Source organism: Herbinix luporum (genome assembly GCF_900070325.1).
GTDB classification, from domain to species: Bacteria; Bacillota; Clostridia; order Lachnospirales; family Lachnospiraceae; genus Mobilitalea; species Mobilitalea luporum.
In genome coordinates, this window is the sequence record NZ_LN879430.1 from 235703 (window position 1) to 252856 (window position 17154).

The window sequence follows — 17154 nt, forward strand, 5'->3', positions numbered from 1 at the left end:
CTGGTCTTTTTGAATGGAGAATGGGGTTATATATAAAAGGAAACAACTATTGACGAAAAATTATTTGGTTAATAAAATGATTAAAACTTTTAATACTTAGATGATAATTCAATTTCTAAGATATCCAGCTCATTTACCAATACATACCTATTAATACTGTCACAGGGTAGAAAAGCTTTAATATCATCAAATGTATGTCTAAACTTTTCTGTACCATTTGTTCTAAGAATGTAACATGTTGTTTCGTTATACATTATAATTTCATTACCTGACAGGAAGATATGGCTATATTCAAAATCAAACTTTTTATCAAGAATTTTTTTCCCTTTTAGGTTAAACAAAAGAATTTTTGAAGGGGAAGATTCTTCTTCCAATACAACCCCCACATACTTTTCGTTATATATAACACTTTTTATTTTACCCTCAAATGTTTTGTCTACTACTAACTCAGGTGTTTCAGGCATTGAATATATCATAAAGCCCTTGTCTTTAAATGCACATACAAGATCATTGTTTAAAAACACAATTTTAGGAAATATAATATTCTCATAGGGAAGTCCACCTACTAAGCGATCAATCTTATTTTGTCCCACTTCTCCATAATTATAAAAACCTAGGTTACTGCGTATTTTTCCGGAAGTTAAATTCAACATATCCAAGACTATTTTCTTACCATCTTTTGATATTGCAAAGTCAATCAAATGGCCATATTTTTCAATACCCATTTTCATATCCACTAACATGTTTTCTTGCGTGCTATCTACTACCAGGGGACCATTTTCATAATATAACTGGACATAGTAATTATCATGATCGGACATCATGACAGCAACTACCCCTTTAGATGATATTTTTGATGTAATTATGGTATTTAAAGTATTTATTCTTCCTACACATTTCTTTTCATTAAATATACATAGTAGCTTATTTCCACGATCTGAAATCACAGCATACTCTTCGCATACGTCTACAATTGGATCATTCATTTCATAAGAATAATTCCATATTATTTTCCCTTCCTTAATGTAAACAGCTCCATTCTTTTCATATCGTATAATTCCGTTTCTATAATTTATATAATTCGATGTAGTTTCTAGGTTGGATAAAGAGCTAATAATTTTATATGTACTATAGCTTGAGTTTTTTCTTAAATGTAAAAAGCCTATATATAAAATTGGAATACAAAGCAAGCAAATATATATTACTTTTATGGGAAATCTCTTCTTATTAATACTATTGTTATTTATCATAATATACTCCTTACAAAGTAATTGGGAGATAAAATTCCATTTTATGTAACTTTATACAAGGATATCACAAACCCTAAACAAATTCAATTATTTAGAATATAAATACTAAATATGGAAAATGCAAATTGTATTTTGTTTTTGTTATTTTATTAGACACTTGCAAAATGTCAATTCGTGTAATATGATGGTATTATTATCAATATCCTTGTAATTTAATTTATGAATACTCTGACATTGTAAAAGTTATAGCTACAAAGGAGTATTTTCGCGGCAATGTTAATGAGAGACTTTTGAATATGGTGTGAGTGATCAGATTTGATTGTTATAGTAGTTGTTAATTAACTAATGAAAGGAGGAATAAACTTGGAATTAAGTAAGAAAATTCAGGAGTTACGTAAGCAGAAGAAAATTACCCAGGAAGAACTTGCCGAAGCATTATTTGTATCCAAATCAGCAATATTAAAATGGGAATCTGGAAAAGCATACCCAAGCATAGACTCCTTAAAAGAAATGGCTAAATATTTCTCGGTATCTATAGACGAATTACTTTCAAATGAGGAAATTCTTTTACTTGCAGAAGAAGATAGCAAGCAAAATGAAAGACATCTTCGTGATTTGGTTTTTGGATTTCTTGATTGTAGTGTGATAATGCTTTTGTTTTTACCGTTTTTTGAGCAGAAAATTAATGGAGTAATCTATCCGGTTTCATTACATTACTTAAAACATTTTGAACCTTATATGAAAACAGCTTATACAGCTATTGTTGCCGGCCTTGTTGCCTGTGGCTTATTGACTTTGTTTTTGCAAAATTGTTGGAGAACTTTTTGGATTAATATAAAAGGTAAAATATCATTGACCCTTAGTGCATTTGGTGCTTTGATCTTTATGATTAGTGCACAACCAAATGCCGCTATGTATACATTTGTTTTATTAATAATTAAGGCTGTAATGCTGATAAAATGGGCATGATATATGATTAATTATGCCATATACAGGGGCTGAATATTATGTGGATAAAATTTCACGATCGATATATGGATTATGTAGGATTTTCATATAGATATAATGGTATGTTCAGGAGAATTTTATTTGGATATCCTGGAGCTTATGGAGAATGTTTCCTTTCTGATAGCATATATATAGGTGAACCGGATTTAAAGAATCTTATAATAGAAACATCATATGGGCTTCCTAATAAATTACACAGTTATGTTAAGCACGATTCTACTTGGGATTTTACATATGAATTTGAGAGATTAATAAAGAATGCTAATTACGATTTTCAATTACCTGGGTTTATAGCTGATTACTTCCTATATAAACAATGGTTTGAAAATGGAGTTTTGATAAAAACAGAAGAGTAATAAAATATTAAAATAGTAGTTAAAAATTCATTGAGGAAGGTTGATTATAATGGTAATTGTTTATGAATCTAAAACCGGTTTTACCAAGAAGTATGCAGAAATGCTGGCTGATAAAACAAAACTTAAGCTTTACCATATAAAAGATATATCGAAAATCAGTGCTGAGGAGGAAGTTGTTTTTCTTGGTTGGATAAAGGTTGGAAAAATACAGGGACTTAATAAATTACATAAATATAATTTAAAAGCTGTCTGCGGATCTGGTACGGCACCATGTTCAAAAGACAATAGGGAAGCTGTGATAAAGAGAAATAATATAAAAGATATACCATTCTTTTATCTGCGGGGTGGTTGTCTTCCTGTGAAAGATTTAAAAGGTATTGATAAGATATTGATGGTTATATTTTTAAAAATCCTTAAAAGCCGTAAGGAGAAAGATGAAGAGACAGAAGAAGTAATAGCTGGCCTTGAAAATGGTTTTAATGGTGTAGAGGAGAAAAATCTTGAACCTATACTTAAATGGCTTAATATATAAGCAAAAATACTATCTTTTCATTGGGAAGTAGAAAAGAAGAAGTTTACTAATGCAGTTATTTATGGTTATGATGAGGCCAATGAGATTTTAGTAGATAATAATGGAGTTATTAAGGAAATAGGTAAGGACCTTGGTCCGGCAGATGAAGTTATTGATTTAGCCGGTAAATTGGTTTCTGCACCTTATGTAGATCCTCATTTACACTTAGATTATGTTTATACCTTATCTGAAATGGGTAGGGAAGGTGCCGGTTCAGGAACTCTATTTGAAGCTATTGAGATGTGGCCTAAATTTAAAGAAAATCTAACTGTGGAAAGTGTAAAAAAACTTGCCCTTAAGGGAATTATAGATGAGGTTTCCCAGGGTGTACAACATATTCGTACACATATAGACGTTACAGATCCTAATTTTACAGCCCTAAAAGCCATGTTAGAACTTAGGGAAGAACTAAAAGATAAAGTTGAAATTCAAATCGTAGCATTCCCACAGCAAGGAATGTATACTTATAAGGGTGGACGTGATTTAGTAGAAGAGGCTCTTAAGATGGGTGCCGATGTTGTAGGAGGGATTCCCCATTACGAACCGGCCAGAGAATTCGGTGAAAAATCCGTTCATGATATTGTTGAGCTAGCTTTAAAATATGAGAAACTTATTGACGTTCACTGTGATGAAACTGATGATCCCCATTCACGTTTTGTTGAATTGTTAAATGCACTTGTTCTGATGGAAGATTACGGTGAAAAAACCACAGCCAGCCATACCTGTTCCTTTGGATCAGCTGATAATTCATATGCATATAGAATGATAGATTTATTCAAAAAGAGTAAGATGAACTTCATAGCTTGTCCTACAGAAAATGCATACCTTCAAGGCCGTCAGGATACATATCCTAAACGCCGTGGACTTACCAGAGTAAAAGAATTCATGGAAAATGGAATCAATATTGCATTTGCCCAAGATTCAATAAATGATCCTTGGTATCCAATGGGTAACGGTAATATGATGAATATCCTTGACAATGGTATTCACTTGGCTCAGATTATGTCACCGGAAGAAATAGATAAGGATTTAGATTTAATCACATATAACGGAGCCCGTTGTCTAAATATCTAAGACAGATATGGACTTGATGTAGGTAAAGATGCTAACTTTATCGTACTTGACGGAGACAATCCCTTTGATGTAATAAGAAATCGTGCCAAGGTTCTTGCTTCCGTAAGAAAGGGAGTATATCTATTTAAACAAAAGCCGGTTGAGTATGATGTAAAACTTGATTTAGGTGTTAACTATTAATATCTATATAAATTTATCCACCAGTTTTTCTGGTGGATAAATTTATATATGAGAGATTATCTTCTAACTTATTGAGGTTTTGAATTATACGAATAATGTTCGGATAAAACGCCTAGTTTATTTACATTAGATTATTTAATATCGAAAGTAGCCAAGTTCAATTATGGTACTGGAATATTGTTGATTATATGATATAATCTTAGTCATGCTAGTATCAACCAAGAATGAGGTGATATATGAATGCCAATTTTAATAATATTATTAAAAGGCCATTCATATTTTACTTAAACAAGTTTATAAAAGCAAATGATGAACTGAGGTGAATTGGTTTGGAAAAGATAATAGAATTGTTTGTATCCTTTGGCCTTACGGAATTTCAAGCTGTTGCATTAGTGAAAACTTTGCTGGCTTCTTTGTGTGGTGGATTAATAGGTTTAGAAAGGGAAATGAAGGGAAGACCTGCAGGGTTAAAGACTTTCTCTTTAGTCTGTTTGGGATCAACACTTGCAATGATAACAAATGATTATATCTATACTTACATAGCAGGTGGAAGTGGTGATGCGGCACGAATGGCTGCTCAGGTTATCAGCGGTATAGGTTTTCTTGGAGCCGGAACGATTATGGTAACAGGACATAATCAGATAAAGGGATTAACAACGGCAGCAGCTTTATGGGTAACTGCTGCGCTGGGAATTTCTATTGGTTGCGGATTTTATTTTGGAGGATTTGCGGGGCTGGTAGTTATTTATATAACTTCATTTATATACCGATACCTGGATAGTAAGATAATGAAATATTCTAGAATTATGAGAATATATGTTGAAGGAACTGACGAAGAATTTATGTTAAAGCTTTCTAAATATATAAGGGACAGTAATTTTAAAGTATTAACTCTTCAGAGAAAGTCGGAAAACAAGTGGTTTGAAGATAATAGCTGTGCAATGATAGAAATGGATTTAGGAAAGAGAATGTTGCATAGTACAATTATGGAGGAAATCAAACAGATAGAAGGACTTTGTTATATAGAGGAGATATAGGATATAACAAGGTATAAGTTATCGTAGTATAAGCTAGTTTCTATTTGCATATTAGATATATAACTGGTACAATTTATTATACGGGGACTCTAATCCTTTCTGTTAATAGTCAGAGGGATTAAAGTCCCCCGTTTTTCATTTTTATTTAGACATAAATATATAAGGAGTTTGCATATGAATGAAAAGTTTAGCTTTAAAACCACGATATTAATCGGAGCATTATTATTTGGACTGTTTTTTGGGGCCGGTAATTTAATATTTCCTGTTCATATGGGGCAACTTGCCGGTAGTAATACCTTACAGACAACGATCGGTTTTTTAATTACAGGTGTAGGACTTCCCCTTCTAGGGGTTATTGCAACAGCTCTTTCCCAAAGTGAAAGTTTATATGATATGGCAAAACCGATTAGTAAGATATATTCTATATTTTTTACATGTATGTTATATTTAACAATCGGACCTTTGTTTGCTATTCCAAGGACTGCCACTGTGGCATTTGAAGTAGGTATAAATCCTTTTATAGAGGAGAAATATCTGCAGCTAGGGTTATTTATATTTTCATTAATCTTTTTTGCTGTTACACTTTATTTTTCCTTACGACCCGGAAGGCTGTTAGATTGGGTTGGAAGATACTTAACTCCTATTTTTCTGCTACTTTTATCAGTATTATTAATAGCAACTTTTATAAGCCCAATGGGACAGGTAAGCAAATTTGATCCACAGGGAAATTATATTGACAGGCCCTTATTTACAGGAATATTAGAAGGATATCATACTATGGATGCTTTAGCTTCATTGGCTTTTGCAATTGTTATTATCTCAAATATTGAGAAGTCGGGGGTTAAAAGTCCAAAAAGAAAGGCTATAGAAATATTTAAGTCCGGATTAGTATGTGCAGTGGGAATGAGTGTAATATATGCTTCATTAGCTTATATGGGAGCCACAAGTCTAGGAAGTGTCAGCAGGGCTGACAATGGTGGAAAAGTTATGTATATGGTTAGCGAACATTATTTTGGTTTTGTGGGAATGATATTATTAGCTGCCATTGTAACGGTTGCATGTTTGAAAACTGCAATAGGTTTAATTACCTCATGTGCTCAAATGTTTAGTGAAATGTTCCCTAAAACTGTATCTTATAATAAATATGCTGTAATATTTACGATTCTATCTTTCGTAATAGCTAACTTTGGTTTAAATAAAATTATTCAGTTATCAATACCTGTACTGATGTTTCTTTATCCACTGGCAATATCCTTAATATTATTATCATTATTAGCCCCATTTATAAATAAGCAAAAGGATATATATAGATGGACAATTATATTAACTATTATTGCGGCTTTTTTTGATTTTTGTAATGCATTACCGAATAATATAAAAGAAGCAAAAATAATAAGTGGTATAATTGATTTTGCTCACAGGTGTTTACCGGGATTTGACTATGGTTTTGGTTGGATTATTCCGGCCCTGGGAGGTTTTATAATAGGAACGATTATATGGAGAATTCCGACTTTGAAAAAAGAATAATAATTTATTAACTACTGATAAGTATAAATAAAGGGTTCCATGACCTGCATTTTTTGTTTGACTATTTTTACATTAACTTTAGGGATAGCTTCAATTGCAAAAGAAGCAGTTAATGAAAATGTTGAAGAATTGGATAAGAATAATGTACTTCATATATATCCACGTATTCATGGAACTTACATACCTCAAAATATGATAGATGAAATTAAAAATCTAGATAATGTAGTTAGCGTTATCAGTCAATATAATATATATGGATTACTGGAAGAGTCCAAAAATAATCCAATTTATAATGTTACTATAAATGGTTTTGATTTTAATGAAGGAATACTAGAAGAAAATATAGATTATAGAGGAATGAATGTAAGTGGAATAGTATTACCTAATCTTACAGTTTCGCTTAACGGAGAAAAGGTTATGGAAGATTACGTAGGGCGTACTGTTTTTTTTACATATGAATACAGAGAAGGTGAAAAAATTCTTTCAGAAACTATAGAATGTAAAGTATTAGGTACTTATAGTGCATATGGGGCAATGGAGGAAAACCCATTGTGCTTACCAATGGCTGTGCCTCCTTTCCTCTTTTGAAACTTGGCTATTGTAATACTAAAGCATTAGAATATGCAGGAAAAGAACTTAGAGAAATTCTAAAACCAGACTTGCCCCCTGTATGGCATATGGGTGAATGTCTTGATAATGCAAGAGCTTCTGCACTTTTTAGAGCATTGGCTGATTTTCTTGGAAAGGATATAAAGGATATGCCTTTTGCCTTTGCAAGTCCTGAATGGTCTAATGAAAAGGGTGTTTCAGCTGCTCTTGGGTTTAGGCTTTTGGGAATAAACTCATATCATTCAGTTTATCCCCCTGTACAGGGTTCAAAAAATGTAATGAAATATTTATTTGAAGATACCAAAAAAACACTTGGGTCAGTAATGGTAGTAGAAGTTGATCCTATTAAGCTGGCGGATAAGATTATTTTAGATATAAAGCAAAAAAGAAAAGACTTAAATTGGAATATTTAGAATTAGGATAAAGAAGAGGAGGAAAACTAGTAGCCTGCAACAGCATTAAAGCCAGTTGCAGGCATACTAATTTTTATTAATAATCGCTTAAAGTAATTCCATTTGCTCCAAGAGGAATTTCATGATCAAGTCCTACAAACTTACCGTTCTTTTGCCACAAAGCTTCTTTTACAAATGCATATTTTTCTTCATCCCATGTGGTGAAATCGTGAAGAACTAGTCCACCGGTATCTCCGGAGTTAGCATTAAAGCACCAGAAAGTATGATGAAGCTTATGCTCAATAATAAAATCACGGAATAAGGTCATCCATTTTATATTGGGAGCAGTCATAAATCCACCCCATTCACCGATTAAAATCGGTGCAATGTCTTCTTCATGTATGTACATCCAGTTATCTCTCCAGCAATCCTCATAGAGACTCTGCATGGTATAATCTTTTTCAAACCATGGTTGTGCTGAAACGGAAGGACCATAATCATGGGGAGAGTATACTAATTTGTTCTGGTATTTGCCTAATTCAACAGGAAAATCTTTTACCCCTCTAAGATTTCCACCCCACCAGGTATTATAGTAATCATCTTTATTTCTTGAGCTATAATCCCTATTGGCATTGATGTCTTTAGGATAAATCTGAATACCTTCAACTAAAACAAGGGCATTGGGATTATTAGAAAGCACTGCTAAGGCAGCTTTTTCTGCCACTGCCTTCCAGTTATTTGGGTCATCAGAATCGTTCCAGATTGCTCGAACCTTATCACCTACAGCACCATGGGGTTCATTCTTTAAATCATAAGCAACGATGGTATCATCATTCTTATAGCGATTAGCCATCCAAGCAAGGGATTCAAGGTAATCCTCTTCTGATATCTTATCTGTATACCAAAGAGGTGCAAAATGACCTGCCGCATCTGTTTCGGCACTATGGATATCAATCATAATCTTAAGGCCATTGGCACGGCATTGGCCAACCACATAGTCGAAAATCTCCAAGCTATTCATTCCGTCTAAATAAGGGTTTATGTAATCGTTATAATTAGCTTTAGGATAGATACCATTTTTCCACTGTAAGATTAATTCTGAAGAAAAAGGAATTCTAAGAATATTAAAACCACGGTCTGCAATGTCTCGTATGGTGGTATTAAGGTTACATGCCCATACACCGTCAAATATATTAGTGCCTGTATTGTAACCAAACCAGTTAACCCCAGTAAGCCATACTTCTTTGCCGTCCTTATCAACAATTTTATTACCGTCTGTATATAGCCAGTCATCGGTAGTTGGAGGAGGAACAGGCTTAGCTGTAGGGTTAGACGGATTGGTAGGGTCTACTGGATCATCCGGATCTTGAGGATTAGCAGGATCTGTAGGATCTTCCGGATTGTTAGGGCTTCCGGGGATGATTAGAGTTGCTTTTTCAGTATCAAAGTCCCCTGGATTAGTTAAAATCATACCAAAGGTTATAGAGCCGCCGGCAGGAACAGTTTGGTTATGATCACTAGGTGTAATAGTAAGAATACCGTCAGATAAATCATAATCCATATTCCAGCAGCTGTTTACAGCTCCTGATGGGGCCAGAGGAACAGTAACTTTCCAGTTGGTGATGGAAGCTTTACCCTTGTTGGTAATTGTTCCGTCAACTTGTAAGAATGTGCTTCCGGCACTTTGCCAGGTGTTTCCTGCTTTCAGACTGACACTTGCGTCACTAGTAGCGGCTCTTGGAAAAGCACTTTTTAACTGAAAGGCAGAAACTAAGGTTATGGCAAGGACCATAACAAGTAAGAAGTTAATAGCTTTTTTAGCTTTTCTTTGCATAACAACCCTCCTATTAATTATAAATTATGGAAAATAGTACCATAAATACAATAACACAGAAAGATTGATTTGTAAATAATCACCACAAAATAAAGGAAAAAATTATCAACAATCTGTCAAAATACCAAAAATAGTAAATTAGTACCAGAGACAAAAAATTACATTTATTGTAACATATACAATAATAATATAAAAAGGTATTAAAAAGTAGCTACTAAAAAACTATATAATTAATAAGGAGGTTATAATCATGAAATTTATAAGGAAAAAAAGGCTACAAAAAAGTCTTTCTGCCTTTTTGGGATGTCTGTTGATACTTATGGCGGCAAGTTTATTTGTTCCTAAAAAGGTCGAAGCAGCTACCCCCTACGGACAGCTAAAGGTAGTAGGAAACCAATTATGTAACTCAAGTGGACAAGCTGTACAGTTAAAAGGTATGAGTTCACATGGACTACAGTGGTATGGTCATTATATGAACAGAGACAGCATTAACTTTATGAAAAATGCCTGGGGAGCCAATGTAGTTCGAGCAGCTATGTATACGGAAGAAAGAGGATACATAAGTAATCCATCCCTAATGAAGTCTAGGACAAAAGAAGTCGTAGAAGCAGCCATTGAGGCAGGTATTTATGTAATTATTGACTGGCATATTCTAAGCGATGGTAACCCTAATATCCATAGGGAACAGGCTAAAGCCTTTTTTGAAGAAATGGCCAGAACTTATGGAAATTATCCAAATGTGATTTATGAAATATGTAACGAACCCAATGGAGTATCCTGGTCAGGGGAAATTAAGCCTTATGCAGAATATATTATACCTGCAATCAGAGCAATTGACCCTGATAATATAATTATTGTGGGCACCAGTACATGGAGCCAAGATGTTGATATAGCAGCAAATGATCCTCTGCCATATTCAAATATTATGTATGCTTGTCATTTCTATGCCGGAACCCATACCCAGTGGCTAAGGGATAAGATAGATAACGCCTTATCAAAGGGAATAGCCGTTTTTATTAGTGAATGGGGAACTTCTGATGCCACAGGTGATGGGGGACCATATCTTGCAGAGGCACAAAGATGGATTGACTTTATGGATGCAAGAAAGTTAAGTTGGTGTAACTGGTCCTTATGTGATAAGAATGAGGTTTCAGCCGCATTAAGGGGCGGAGCCAGCACAAACGGTGGATGGACTGATGCACAATTATCTGAATCAGGTAAGTTTGTAAGCAGAAATATGAAGCCTGTGACAATACCGACTCCTATCATAACTCCGACACCCACACCCCAAGTGCCCACCCCGACACCAAGGCCTGGAGATCCCACACCTACACCTAGACCAAATCAGGATAATAAAATTACTGTATCTTATGAGCAAAATAATTGGGATACAGGATCAACTGTTAGTATTACCATTACTAATAACAGTTCCACAGCTATTGATGGTTGGGTTTTAGAATGGGATTTTCCCAGTGGACAGGAAATTACAAATATGTGGAACGCCACATACACATCAAGCGGTTCCACAGTAACCGCAAAAAATCTTTCTTATAACGGAAATATAGGGGCCAATGGCGGTAGTGTAACCTTTGGTTTTAATATCAGCCATAATGGAACTAATAATAAGCCTAGTAGTTTTAAGTTAAATGGTATAGTCTGTGATATAAATTAAAGATAATATCATTAAGGGAATATAAAACATATAAGGACATAGAAACATAGAGATGTCACTTAACACAGATAATGAATATAATGTAAATTATAATATACCATAAGTTAGGTGATCTTTATGTTTTATAATCAATTTGAACCATCTAGAAATTATTTAAATAATGGGCAAACTATAATTTCTATACAGGCTGCTATAGAAATTGCCAATAATCAAATTGACGGCCAAGTAAATATTAAAAGATAATAGGCTTTCTATGGTAAAATCTTAAATATCATAGAAAGTCTTTTTTTATAATAGGCAGTGTCAAGTCTGATACTTCAGAATAAAACATGGTGTCAAATATATTATTGGTAAATAAGTAAAACAGATGGGGACATGATACCTTATTGTATTGTGTTCATATTTTTTGGTACTTTGTAAAGTAGCACAATGTCAAGTTCTGTAACATAGATAATCTTAGAAAATTATCCAATAATCATAAAGGTTTATTCTAGGTAGCAAGCTATATATGTGGTATAATTATAGTGCAAACTATTTAGGAGGTGGGACTATATTGGAAATTAAGAAAGGAAGTAAAGGTTTTTATATAGGAGACTCAGAAGATAGTCCTTTAGCTGAAATAACATTTATTCCACAGGATGATAATAAAATAATTGTGGATAGAACTTATGTATCAGATGAACTTTCAGGTAGAGGAGTAGGAAAAATCTTGCTGAAAGAGCTTATAGAATGGGCGAGGAAGGAAAATAAGAAAATTATTCCCCAGTGTTCTTTTGTTAAGGTACAAATGGAAAAGAATGAAGATTACCATGATATGTTAGCTTAATTTTACAAAGGAGATTTAGAATGTGGCTCTTAATAATAGTAGGTATCATATTAATTGGCATAGGTTTGGGGGTTCATGTATTTAAATGGTATTTCCTAATATCAGGATATAATACTATGTCAAAAGAGAAAAAGGAAAAAGTCGATATAAAAGGGCTTGCCCGTTTGCTTGGCATATATGCCTATATTAACGGTGGCCTTTTTATCTTAGCAGGGGGCCTTGTATGGCTTAGAATTAAAATGGCTTACATCCTTGGTTATAATATTTTTTGCAACTTCAACAATTTATATTTTAATTAGGGGTCAAAAGTTTGATAAGCATATATTCCATGAAGACGGTACATTACGTAAGGGAGCATGGAAGCAAATGGCCTTACCTATGGGTATTGTAGTTATCTCCCTAATTTTTGTAGCCTGTGTTATGTTTTTTTCACTGAAACCAAGCAAGATAAGTATTATGGATGATGGGTTACAAATACATGGTATGTATGGTAATCTCTATAGATGGGAAAGTATCGAGCAGGTACAGTTAAAAGATACATTGCCAAGTATTCAGTTAAGAACCAATGGTTCAGCAATAGGTTCAAAACTAAAAGGACATTTCAAAACAAAGGAACTGGGTTCGGTAAAATTGTTTGTTGATGCTGATAATCCTCCATTCATTTATTTATATACCGATAATGGGACAGTAATCTTTAATCTCATTGATATAAATGAGACACAAGCACTTTATCAGGAAATCCTTGACAAATTATCTATGCAGTGATAATATGTTTAAAATATTTGCAAACAAAGATTGATGATGATATATAATGATGAGACTGTATCCGGCTTAGTTAATAACCTAAACAGTCTCATCTTTATATTTAAACAAGCATGGTTTCTTTAAGTTCTATCTTTTCTATTATATCATCTATTTTAATCTTTGCTTTATTAATAGCCTCTAATCTTTCTATTTCTGTGGTGCCGGTTCCGTCCACTAAGAGTCTTTCAAAGTTGCTTATACCCATGGATTTCATTATATCTTCAATATAATTTAAACCTCTGTTAAGTATAGGTCTCATAACCCAGGGGATTTCTGCACCGGAAGACTGAATATAGATAACAGTCCTAGGTTTATCATTTAGAAGACCTTCCGGTTTGCTTCCCTTTTCAGGGAATGTAATTGTTTTGCTTTCTTGAATAATACAATCAATATATTCTTTTAAGGGAGCAGGAAAGGACAAACTCCACATGGGAGCCGCTATAACATATACTTGAGCACTTATAAATTGATCGCATAACTTAACGATTCTTTGAATCTCTTTTTGCTCCTTTTCCGGTAGTTTTTTCCTTGCCTCTTCATCAATAATGCAATTTCTTCTTTGAAAGTACTGATATTCAAGTCTTGGTATATGGGCTTTATATAAGTCTAACTCTTCTATGGTAAAATCCGGATGTTTTTTAATAAAATTATTTACAAAGGCTCTTCCTACGGTTTTACAGGCTGATAGATTTTCTGGTTTTGAATTAACAGTAATATACAATAATTTTCTCAATTTTATTCCCCTTTACAAGTAGTATTTGATATTAGTATGCTGAGGATTGTAAAAAATATTATGAAATCTTAAATCCTATCATTTTTATGATATAATTAGGACATCATACTTAAGAATCTTGTTGCTTGTCTAAATATAAAAATACCATGTTAAGGAGGAAAATAAATGGAGGTTATTTTTAACAGAAGAAGTATACGCAGGTATAAGAAGCAGGCTGTGGAAGAAGAGAAGATTGAAAAAATTCTTAGGGCTGCTATGCAGGCACCATCAGCAGCTAATCAACAACCTTGGGAATTTATTGTAGTCCGGGACAAAGACAATCTAAAAAAACTTTCAGAAATCAGTGCATACTCTAAGATGGTAGCAGAGGCACCTTTAGCCATAGTGGTTTTAGGCAATGAGGACAGAATGAGATTACAGCATCATTGGGAACAAGACTTAGCAGCAGCCACACAAAATATCTTATTGGAAGCAGCTTATCTGGGACTGGGATCCGTATGGCTTGGAGTTGCTCCTATGGAAGATAGAATGAAATTTATAGCTGACGTATATGGACTTAAAAGCAAAATAAAGCCTTTCTGTGTAATTGCCATTGGATATCCGGAAGAAGGGCAGGAGAATAAGTTTGTAGATCGTTTTGATCCAACTAGAATACATTATGAGACCTATTAAATTTTATTAAAAAAGGATTATTTATTTAGGCACATAATAAAAATTTGCATTATAATAGTAAATAAAATAGATGCATGGGTATTTTTAAATTTATACCATGCATCTATTTATATCTTTAAGCCTGAAGTTTTTCTACAAGCCTATCTAAGCCCATAAAATGAGAAGCCTTTACTAAAATAGTATCATCTTTTTTTAATATGGAAGGAAGTGCTTCTATTAAGCCATCCAAAGTTTCAAAGTAGAACAATCTATCATTATTGCTAACTAATATTTCTTTAGCACCCTTATACATATGGGATGAGAGTTTACCAAGACAGATAATTATATCTATATTTTTTGAGGCAGCATATATACCAATTTCCTTATGGAGGTATTCTTCTTTAAGGCCTAATTCTCCCATATCTCCTAGGATAGCCACCTGTCTTGTATCTGCCATAACTAAAAGATCTATGGCAGCTTTCATTGATACAGGATTGGCATTATAACAATCATCGATTATAGTCCATTTATCAGTACTTATAATATTGTTCCTTCCGCTGACAGGCCGTATTTGTTCTATCCCTTGGGAGATTTCTGCATTGGTAAGGCCAAGGACTGAGCCTAGGGCTGCAGCAGCCAGGGCATTTAAAATCATGTGACGGCCGGCCATAGGAATCTTTACAGGTATAATTTCATCTTTAATATGTATATGGCAGCTGCTTCCCAAAAGACCATGGGATATAATATTATCGGCATATACATGGTTATTAGGACTAAGTCCATATCTTAGGGGGATTTTTCCCTTAACCTGTGGGATGGTAGAGAGCATATCATCGTCCCCATTTAAAATAACACTGCCATCCTTATTCATAAAGTCAAACATTTCTGATTTTGCTTTTAAGATACCCTCTCTTGAGCCTAAGTTCTCAAGGTGACATTGTCCTATATTGGTAAGCAGGCAATAATCGGGCTTTGCAATATTACTAAGCCTGTGCATTTCTCCAAAATCACTGATTCCCATTTCTAAGACTGCAATTTCATGTTCCTCTTTAATTTGCAGTACGGTTAGTGGTAGACCGATTTCATTGTTGTAATTTCCTTGGGTTTTTAAAACCCGGTATTTTTGAGACAAGACACTGCTTACAAATTCCTTAGTGCTGGTTTTTCCTACGCTGCCTGATATACCGATTACCGGAATGTCAAGCTGCATACGATACCAAGTGGCAATATCTTTTAATGCAGTTAGACTATCATTAACTAATATATATGGCATATCGACATTAGCCGGAGCTTTCTCGCAGATTACTGCAATAGCACCTTTTGTATAAGCTGTTTCTATATAGTCATGACCGTCAACCCTTGCACCTTTATGAGCTATAAAAAGATAATCCTTTTCTATTTTCCTAGAATCAATTTCTACACCTTTTATGGTTGTATCATGGTGGTTATTTAAGATAAGCCTACCCTGGCAAGCTTTTGCTATATTTGACAAAGTCATATTTTTCATGATTATCCCTCGTTTTATTTATTATATTTTTTCAAGGAAATATCTATTATTAATTCGCATAAATCTTCAAAATCTATTCCTATAGCCTTGGCCTCTTGGGGAAGTAAGGATGTAGGGGTCATACCGGGAAGGGTATTTGCTTCTAGGCAGTAGATTTCATTTTTATCATTTAATAAAAAGTCCATTCGGGCATAGGTTTTTAGGCGAAGAGCCTTAAATACCATTACTGCAAAATCCTGCATCTGTTTTGATATGGCCTCATCAAGGTCAGCAGGACATGTTTCAATGGCATTGCCTGCCTGATATTTATTTTTATAATCGTAAAAACCTGAAATAGGGGCAATCTCAATAACAGGTAAAGCCTTTCCGTCAATTACTCCTACAGAAAACTCCCTACCTTTAATATATTGTTCTATAATAAGTTGGTCCCCATAGGATAGGGCATTATCAATGGCAGCATCCATTTCATCAGCTGAATGCACAATGGATACACCTACACTGGAACCACCATTATTTACCTTAACAACGCAAGGAAAGCTATCCCAAGTATATTCTTCTCCCTTTCTAACATAGATACCTTTAGGACTAGGGATATTATAATATGTAAACAGTTCTTTGGAGACAGCCTTATCCATAGCAATGGTACTGCTGGCATAATCGGTACCGGTATATTTAATACCCATTAGGTCAAAGGCAGCCTGGATTCTGCCGTCTTCACCGTTTTCCCCGTGGAGTGCTAAAAATACGATATCTGCCATGTCGCATATTTCCAGTACCCCCGGTCCGAAGAAGTGATCTGGATTGCCTTTTCTTAGGGCTTTAATTTCCTTTATATCTGGATTATAGGTACCGATATTGCCGATTCCTTCGGCCCAGTCTTTTTCTATATCAAATAGATTACTTGTATCTCCTTCGTAACCTAAATATACATCTAATAGTATGGTTTGGTGTCCCTTATTTTTTAAAGCTTTATAAATCATCTTTCCTGTAGAAAGAGATACATCTCGTTCGGGACTGGTTCCCCCTGCTAATACTACTATCTTCATGCTACTTCCTCACTTTCATATATTGCAAAAATAGATCTTTACTTTTAGAGACAGTATAACTCAAACCCTGTTCCAAG

18 protein-coding genes are annotated in these 17154 nt (G+C 34.1%); 13 read left to right on the top strand and 5 right to left on the bottom strand.

What is annotated here, in order from left to right; translation table 11 throughout:
- Window positions 1-89 precede the first annotated feature (89 nt).
- A complete protein-coding gene (locus tag SD1D_RS01130) occupies window positions 90-1250 on the bottom strand; it encodes a DUF5711 family protein (protein ID WP_058257218.1) in 1161 nt (386 codons plus the stop codon).
- A 363-nt stretch (window positions 1251-1613) separates the two neighbouring features.
- Between SD1D_RS01130 and SD1D_RS01135 the strand changes: the two genes are divergently transcribed.
- The 8 genes from SD1D_RS01135 (at window position 1614) to SD1D_RS01165 (ending at window position 8025) form a co-directional block, all read left to right on the top strand.
- Window positions 1614-2219, top strand: a complete 606-nt coding sequence (locus SD1D_RS01135) for a helix-turn-helix domain-containing protein (RefSeq protein ID WP_058257219.1) — start codon at window positions 1614-1616, stop codon at window positions 2217-2219.
- Window positions 2220-2257: 38 nt separating this feature from the next.
- Window positions 2258-2614 (top strand): hypothetical protein, encoded by a 357-nt coding sequence (locus tag SD1D_RS01140; protein WP_058257220.1) that lies wholly within the window; start codon window positions 2258-2260, stop codon window positions 2612-2614.
- 49 nt (window positions 2615-2663) lie between these two features.
- The gene (locus SD1D_RS01145; protein ID WP_058257221.1) at window positions 2664-3146 is read left to right on the top strand and encodes a flavodoxin domain-containing protein; all 483 of its coding nucleotides are present in this window, start codon (window positions 2664-2666) and stop codon (window positions 3144-3146) included.
- 150 nt (window positions 3147-3296) lie between these two features.
- On the top strand, window positions 3297-4259 hold the full coding sequence (locus SD1D_RS01150) for an amidohydrolase family protein (RefSeq protein WP_278319661.1): 963 nt from the start codon (window positions 3297-3299) through the stop codon (window positions 4257-4259).
- Window positions 4260-4768: 509 nt separating this feature from the next.
- Window positions 4769-5476 carry an MgtC/SapB family protein gene (locus SD1D_RS01155; RefSeq protein ID WP_058257222.1) on the top strand — a complete coding sequence of 236 codons (708 nt, stop codon included), beginning with the start codon at window positions 4769-4771 and terminating at the stop codon, window positions 5474-5476.
- 174 nt (window positions 5477-5650) lie between these two features.
- Entirely contained in the window at window positions 5651-7003 is a 1353-nt protein-coding gene (gene brnQ / locus SD1D_RS01160) for a branched-chain amino acid transport system II carrier protein (protein ID WP_058257223.1), read from the top strand.
- 39 nt (window positions 7004-7042) lie between these two features.
- A complete protein-coding gene (locus SD1D_RS12365; protein WP_058257224.1) occupies window positions 7043-7591 on the top strand; it encodes an ABC transporter permease in 549 nt (182 codons plus the stop codon).
- Window positions 7555-8025 carry an anaerobic carbon-monoxide dehydrogenase catalytic subunit gene (locus tag SD1D_RS01165; RefSeq protein ID WP_058257225.1) on the top strand — a complete coding sequence of 157 codons (471 nt, stop codon included), beginning with the start codon at window positions 7555-7557 and terminating at the stop codon, window positions 8023-8025. The genes SD1D_RS12365 and SD1D_RS01165 overlap by 37 nt, the downstream gene beginning before the upstream one ends.
- Before the next feature lie 76 nt (window positions 8026-8101).
- Here the strand turns inward: SD1D_RS01165 and SD1D_RS01170 are convergent, their stop codons facing one another.
- Window positions 8102-9838 carry a cellulase family glycosylhydrolase gene (locus SD1D_RS01170; RefSeq protein ID WP_058257226.1) on the bottom strand — a complete coding sequence of 579 codons (1737 nt, stop codon included), beginning with the start codon at window positions 9836-9838 and terminating at the stop codon, window positions 8102-8104.
- 250 nt (window positions 9839-10088) lie between these two features.
- Here SD1D_RS01170 and SD1D_RS01175 point away from each other — a divergent pair, with 250 nt between their 5' ends.
- From SD1D_RS01175 to SD1D_RS01190, 4 genes are all read left to right on the top strand, one after another.
- Window positions 10089-11510, top strand: coding sequence for a cellulase family glycosylhydrolase (locus SD1D_RS01175; RefSeq protein WP_058257227.1), 1422 nt, complete (start codon window positions 10089-10091; stop codon window positions 11508-11510).
- 553 nt (window positions 11511-12063) lie between these two features.
- Complete coding sequence (locus tag SD1D_RS01180; RefSeq protein WP_242955234.1) at window positions 12064-12336, top strand: GNAT family N-acetyltransferase; 273 nt, start codon at window positions 12064-12066, stop codon at window positions 12334-12336.
- A gap of 20 nt (window positions 12337-12356) precedes the next feature.
- Window positions 12357-12635, top strand: a complete 279-nt coding sequence (locus SD1D_RS12790; RefSeq protein ID WP_087758712.1) for a DUF3784 domain-containing protein — start codon at window positions 12357-12359, stop codon at window positions 12633-12635.
- Window positions 12556-13101, top strand: a complete 546-nt coding sequence (locus SD1D_RS01190) for a hypothetical protein (protein ID WP_157893079.1) — start codon at window positions 12556-12558, stop codon at window positions 13099-13101. The genes SD1D_RS12790 and SD1D_RS01190 overlap by 80 nt, the downstream gene beginning before the upstream one ends.
- 100 nt (window positions 13102-13201) lie before the next feature.
- Here the strand turns inward: SD1D_RS01190 and SD1D_RS01195 are convergent, their stop codons facing one another.
- Window positions 13202-13873: an FMN-dependent NADH-azoreductase gene (locus tag SD1D_RS01195; RefSeq protein WP_058257228.1), complete on the bottom strand. Its 672-nt coding sequence runs from the start codon at window positions 13871-13873 to the stop codon at window positions 13202-13204.
- Between the two features lie 165 nt (window positions 13874-14038).
- Between SD1D_RS01195 and SD1D_RS01200 the strand changes: the two genes are divergently transcribed.
- The gene (locus SD1D_RS01200; protein WP_058257229.1) at window positions 14039-14545 is read left to right on the top strand and encodes a nitroreductase family protein; all 507 of its coding nucleotides are present in this window, start codon (window positions 14039-14041) and stop codon (window positions 14543-14545) included.
- Between the two features lie 115 nt (window positions 14546-14660).
- Here the strand turns inward: SD1D_RS01200 and SD1D_RS01205 are convergent, their stop codons facing one another.
- Both SD1D_RS01205 and SD1D_RS01210 read right to left on the bottom strand, forming a co-directional pair.
- Window positions 14661-16031, bottom strand: coding sequence for a UDP-N-acetylmuramoyl-tripeptide--D-alanyl-D-alanine ligase (locus SD1D_RS01205; protein ID WP_058257230.1), 1371 nt, complete (start codon window positions 16029-16031; stop codon window positions 14661-14663).
- A gap of 14 nt (window positions 16032-16045) precedes the next feature.
- The gene (locus tag SD1D_RS01210; protein ID WP_058257231.1) at window positions 16046-17077 is read right to left on the bottom strand and encodes a D-alanine--D-alanine ligase family protein; all 1032 of its coding nucleotides are present in this window, start codon (window positions 17075-17077) and stop codon (window positions 16046-16048) included.
- Window positions 17078-17154: the final 77 nt, after the last annotated feature.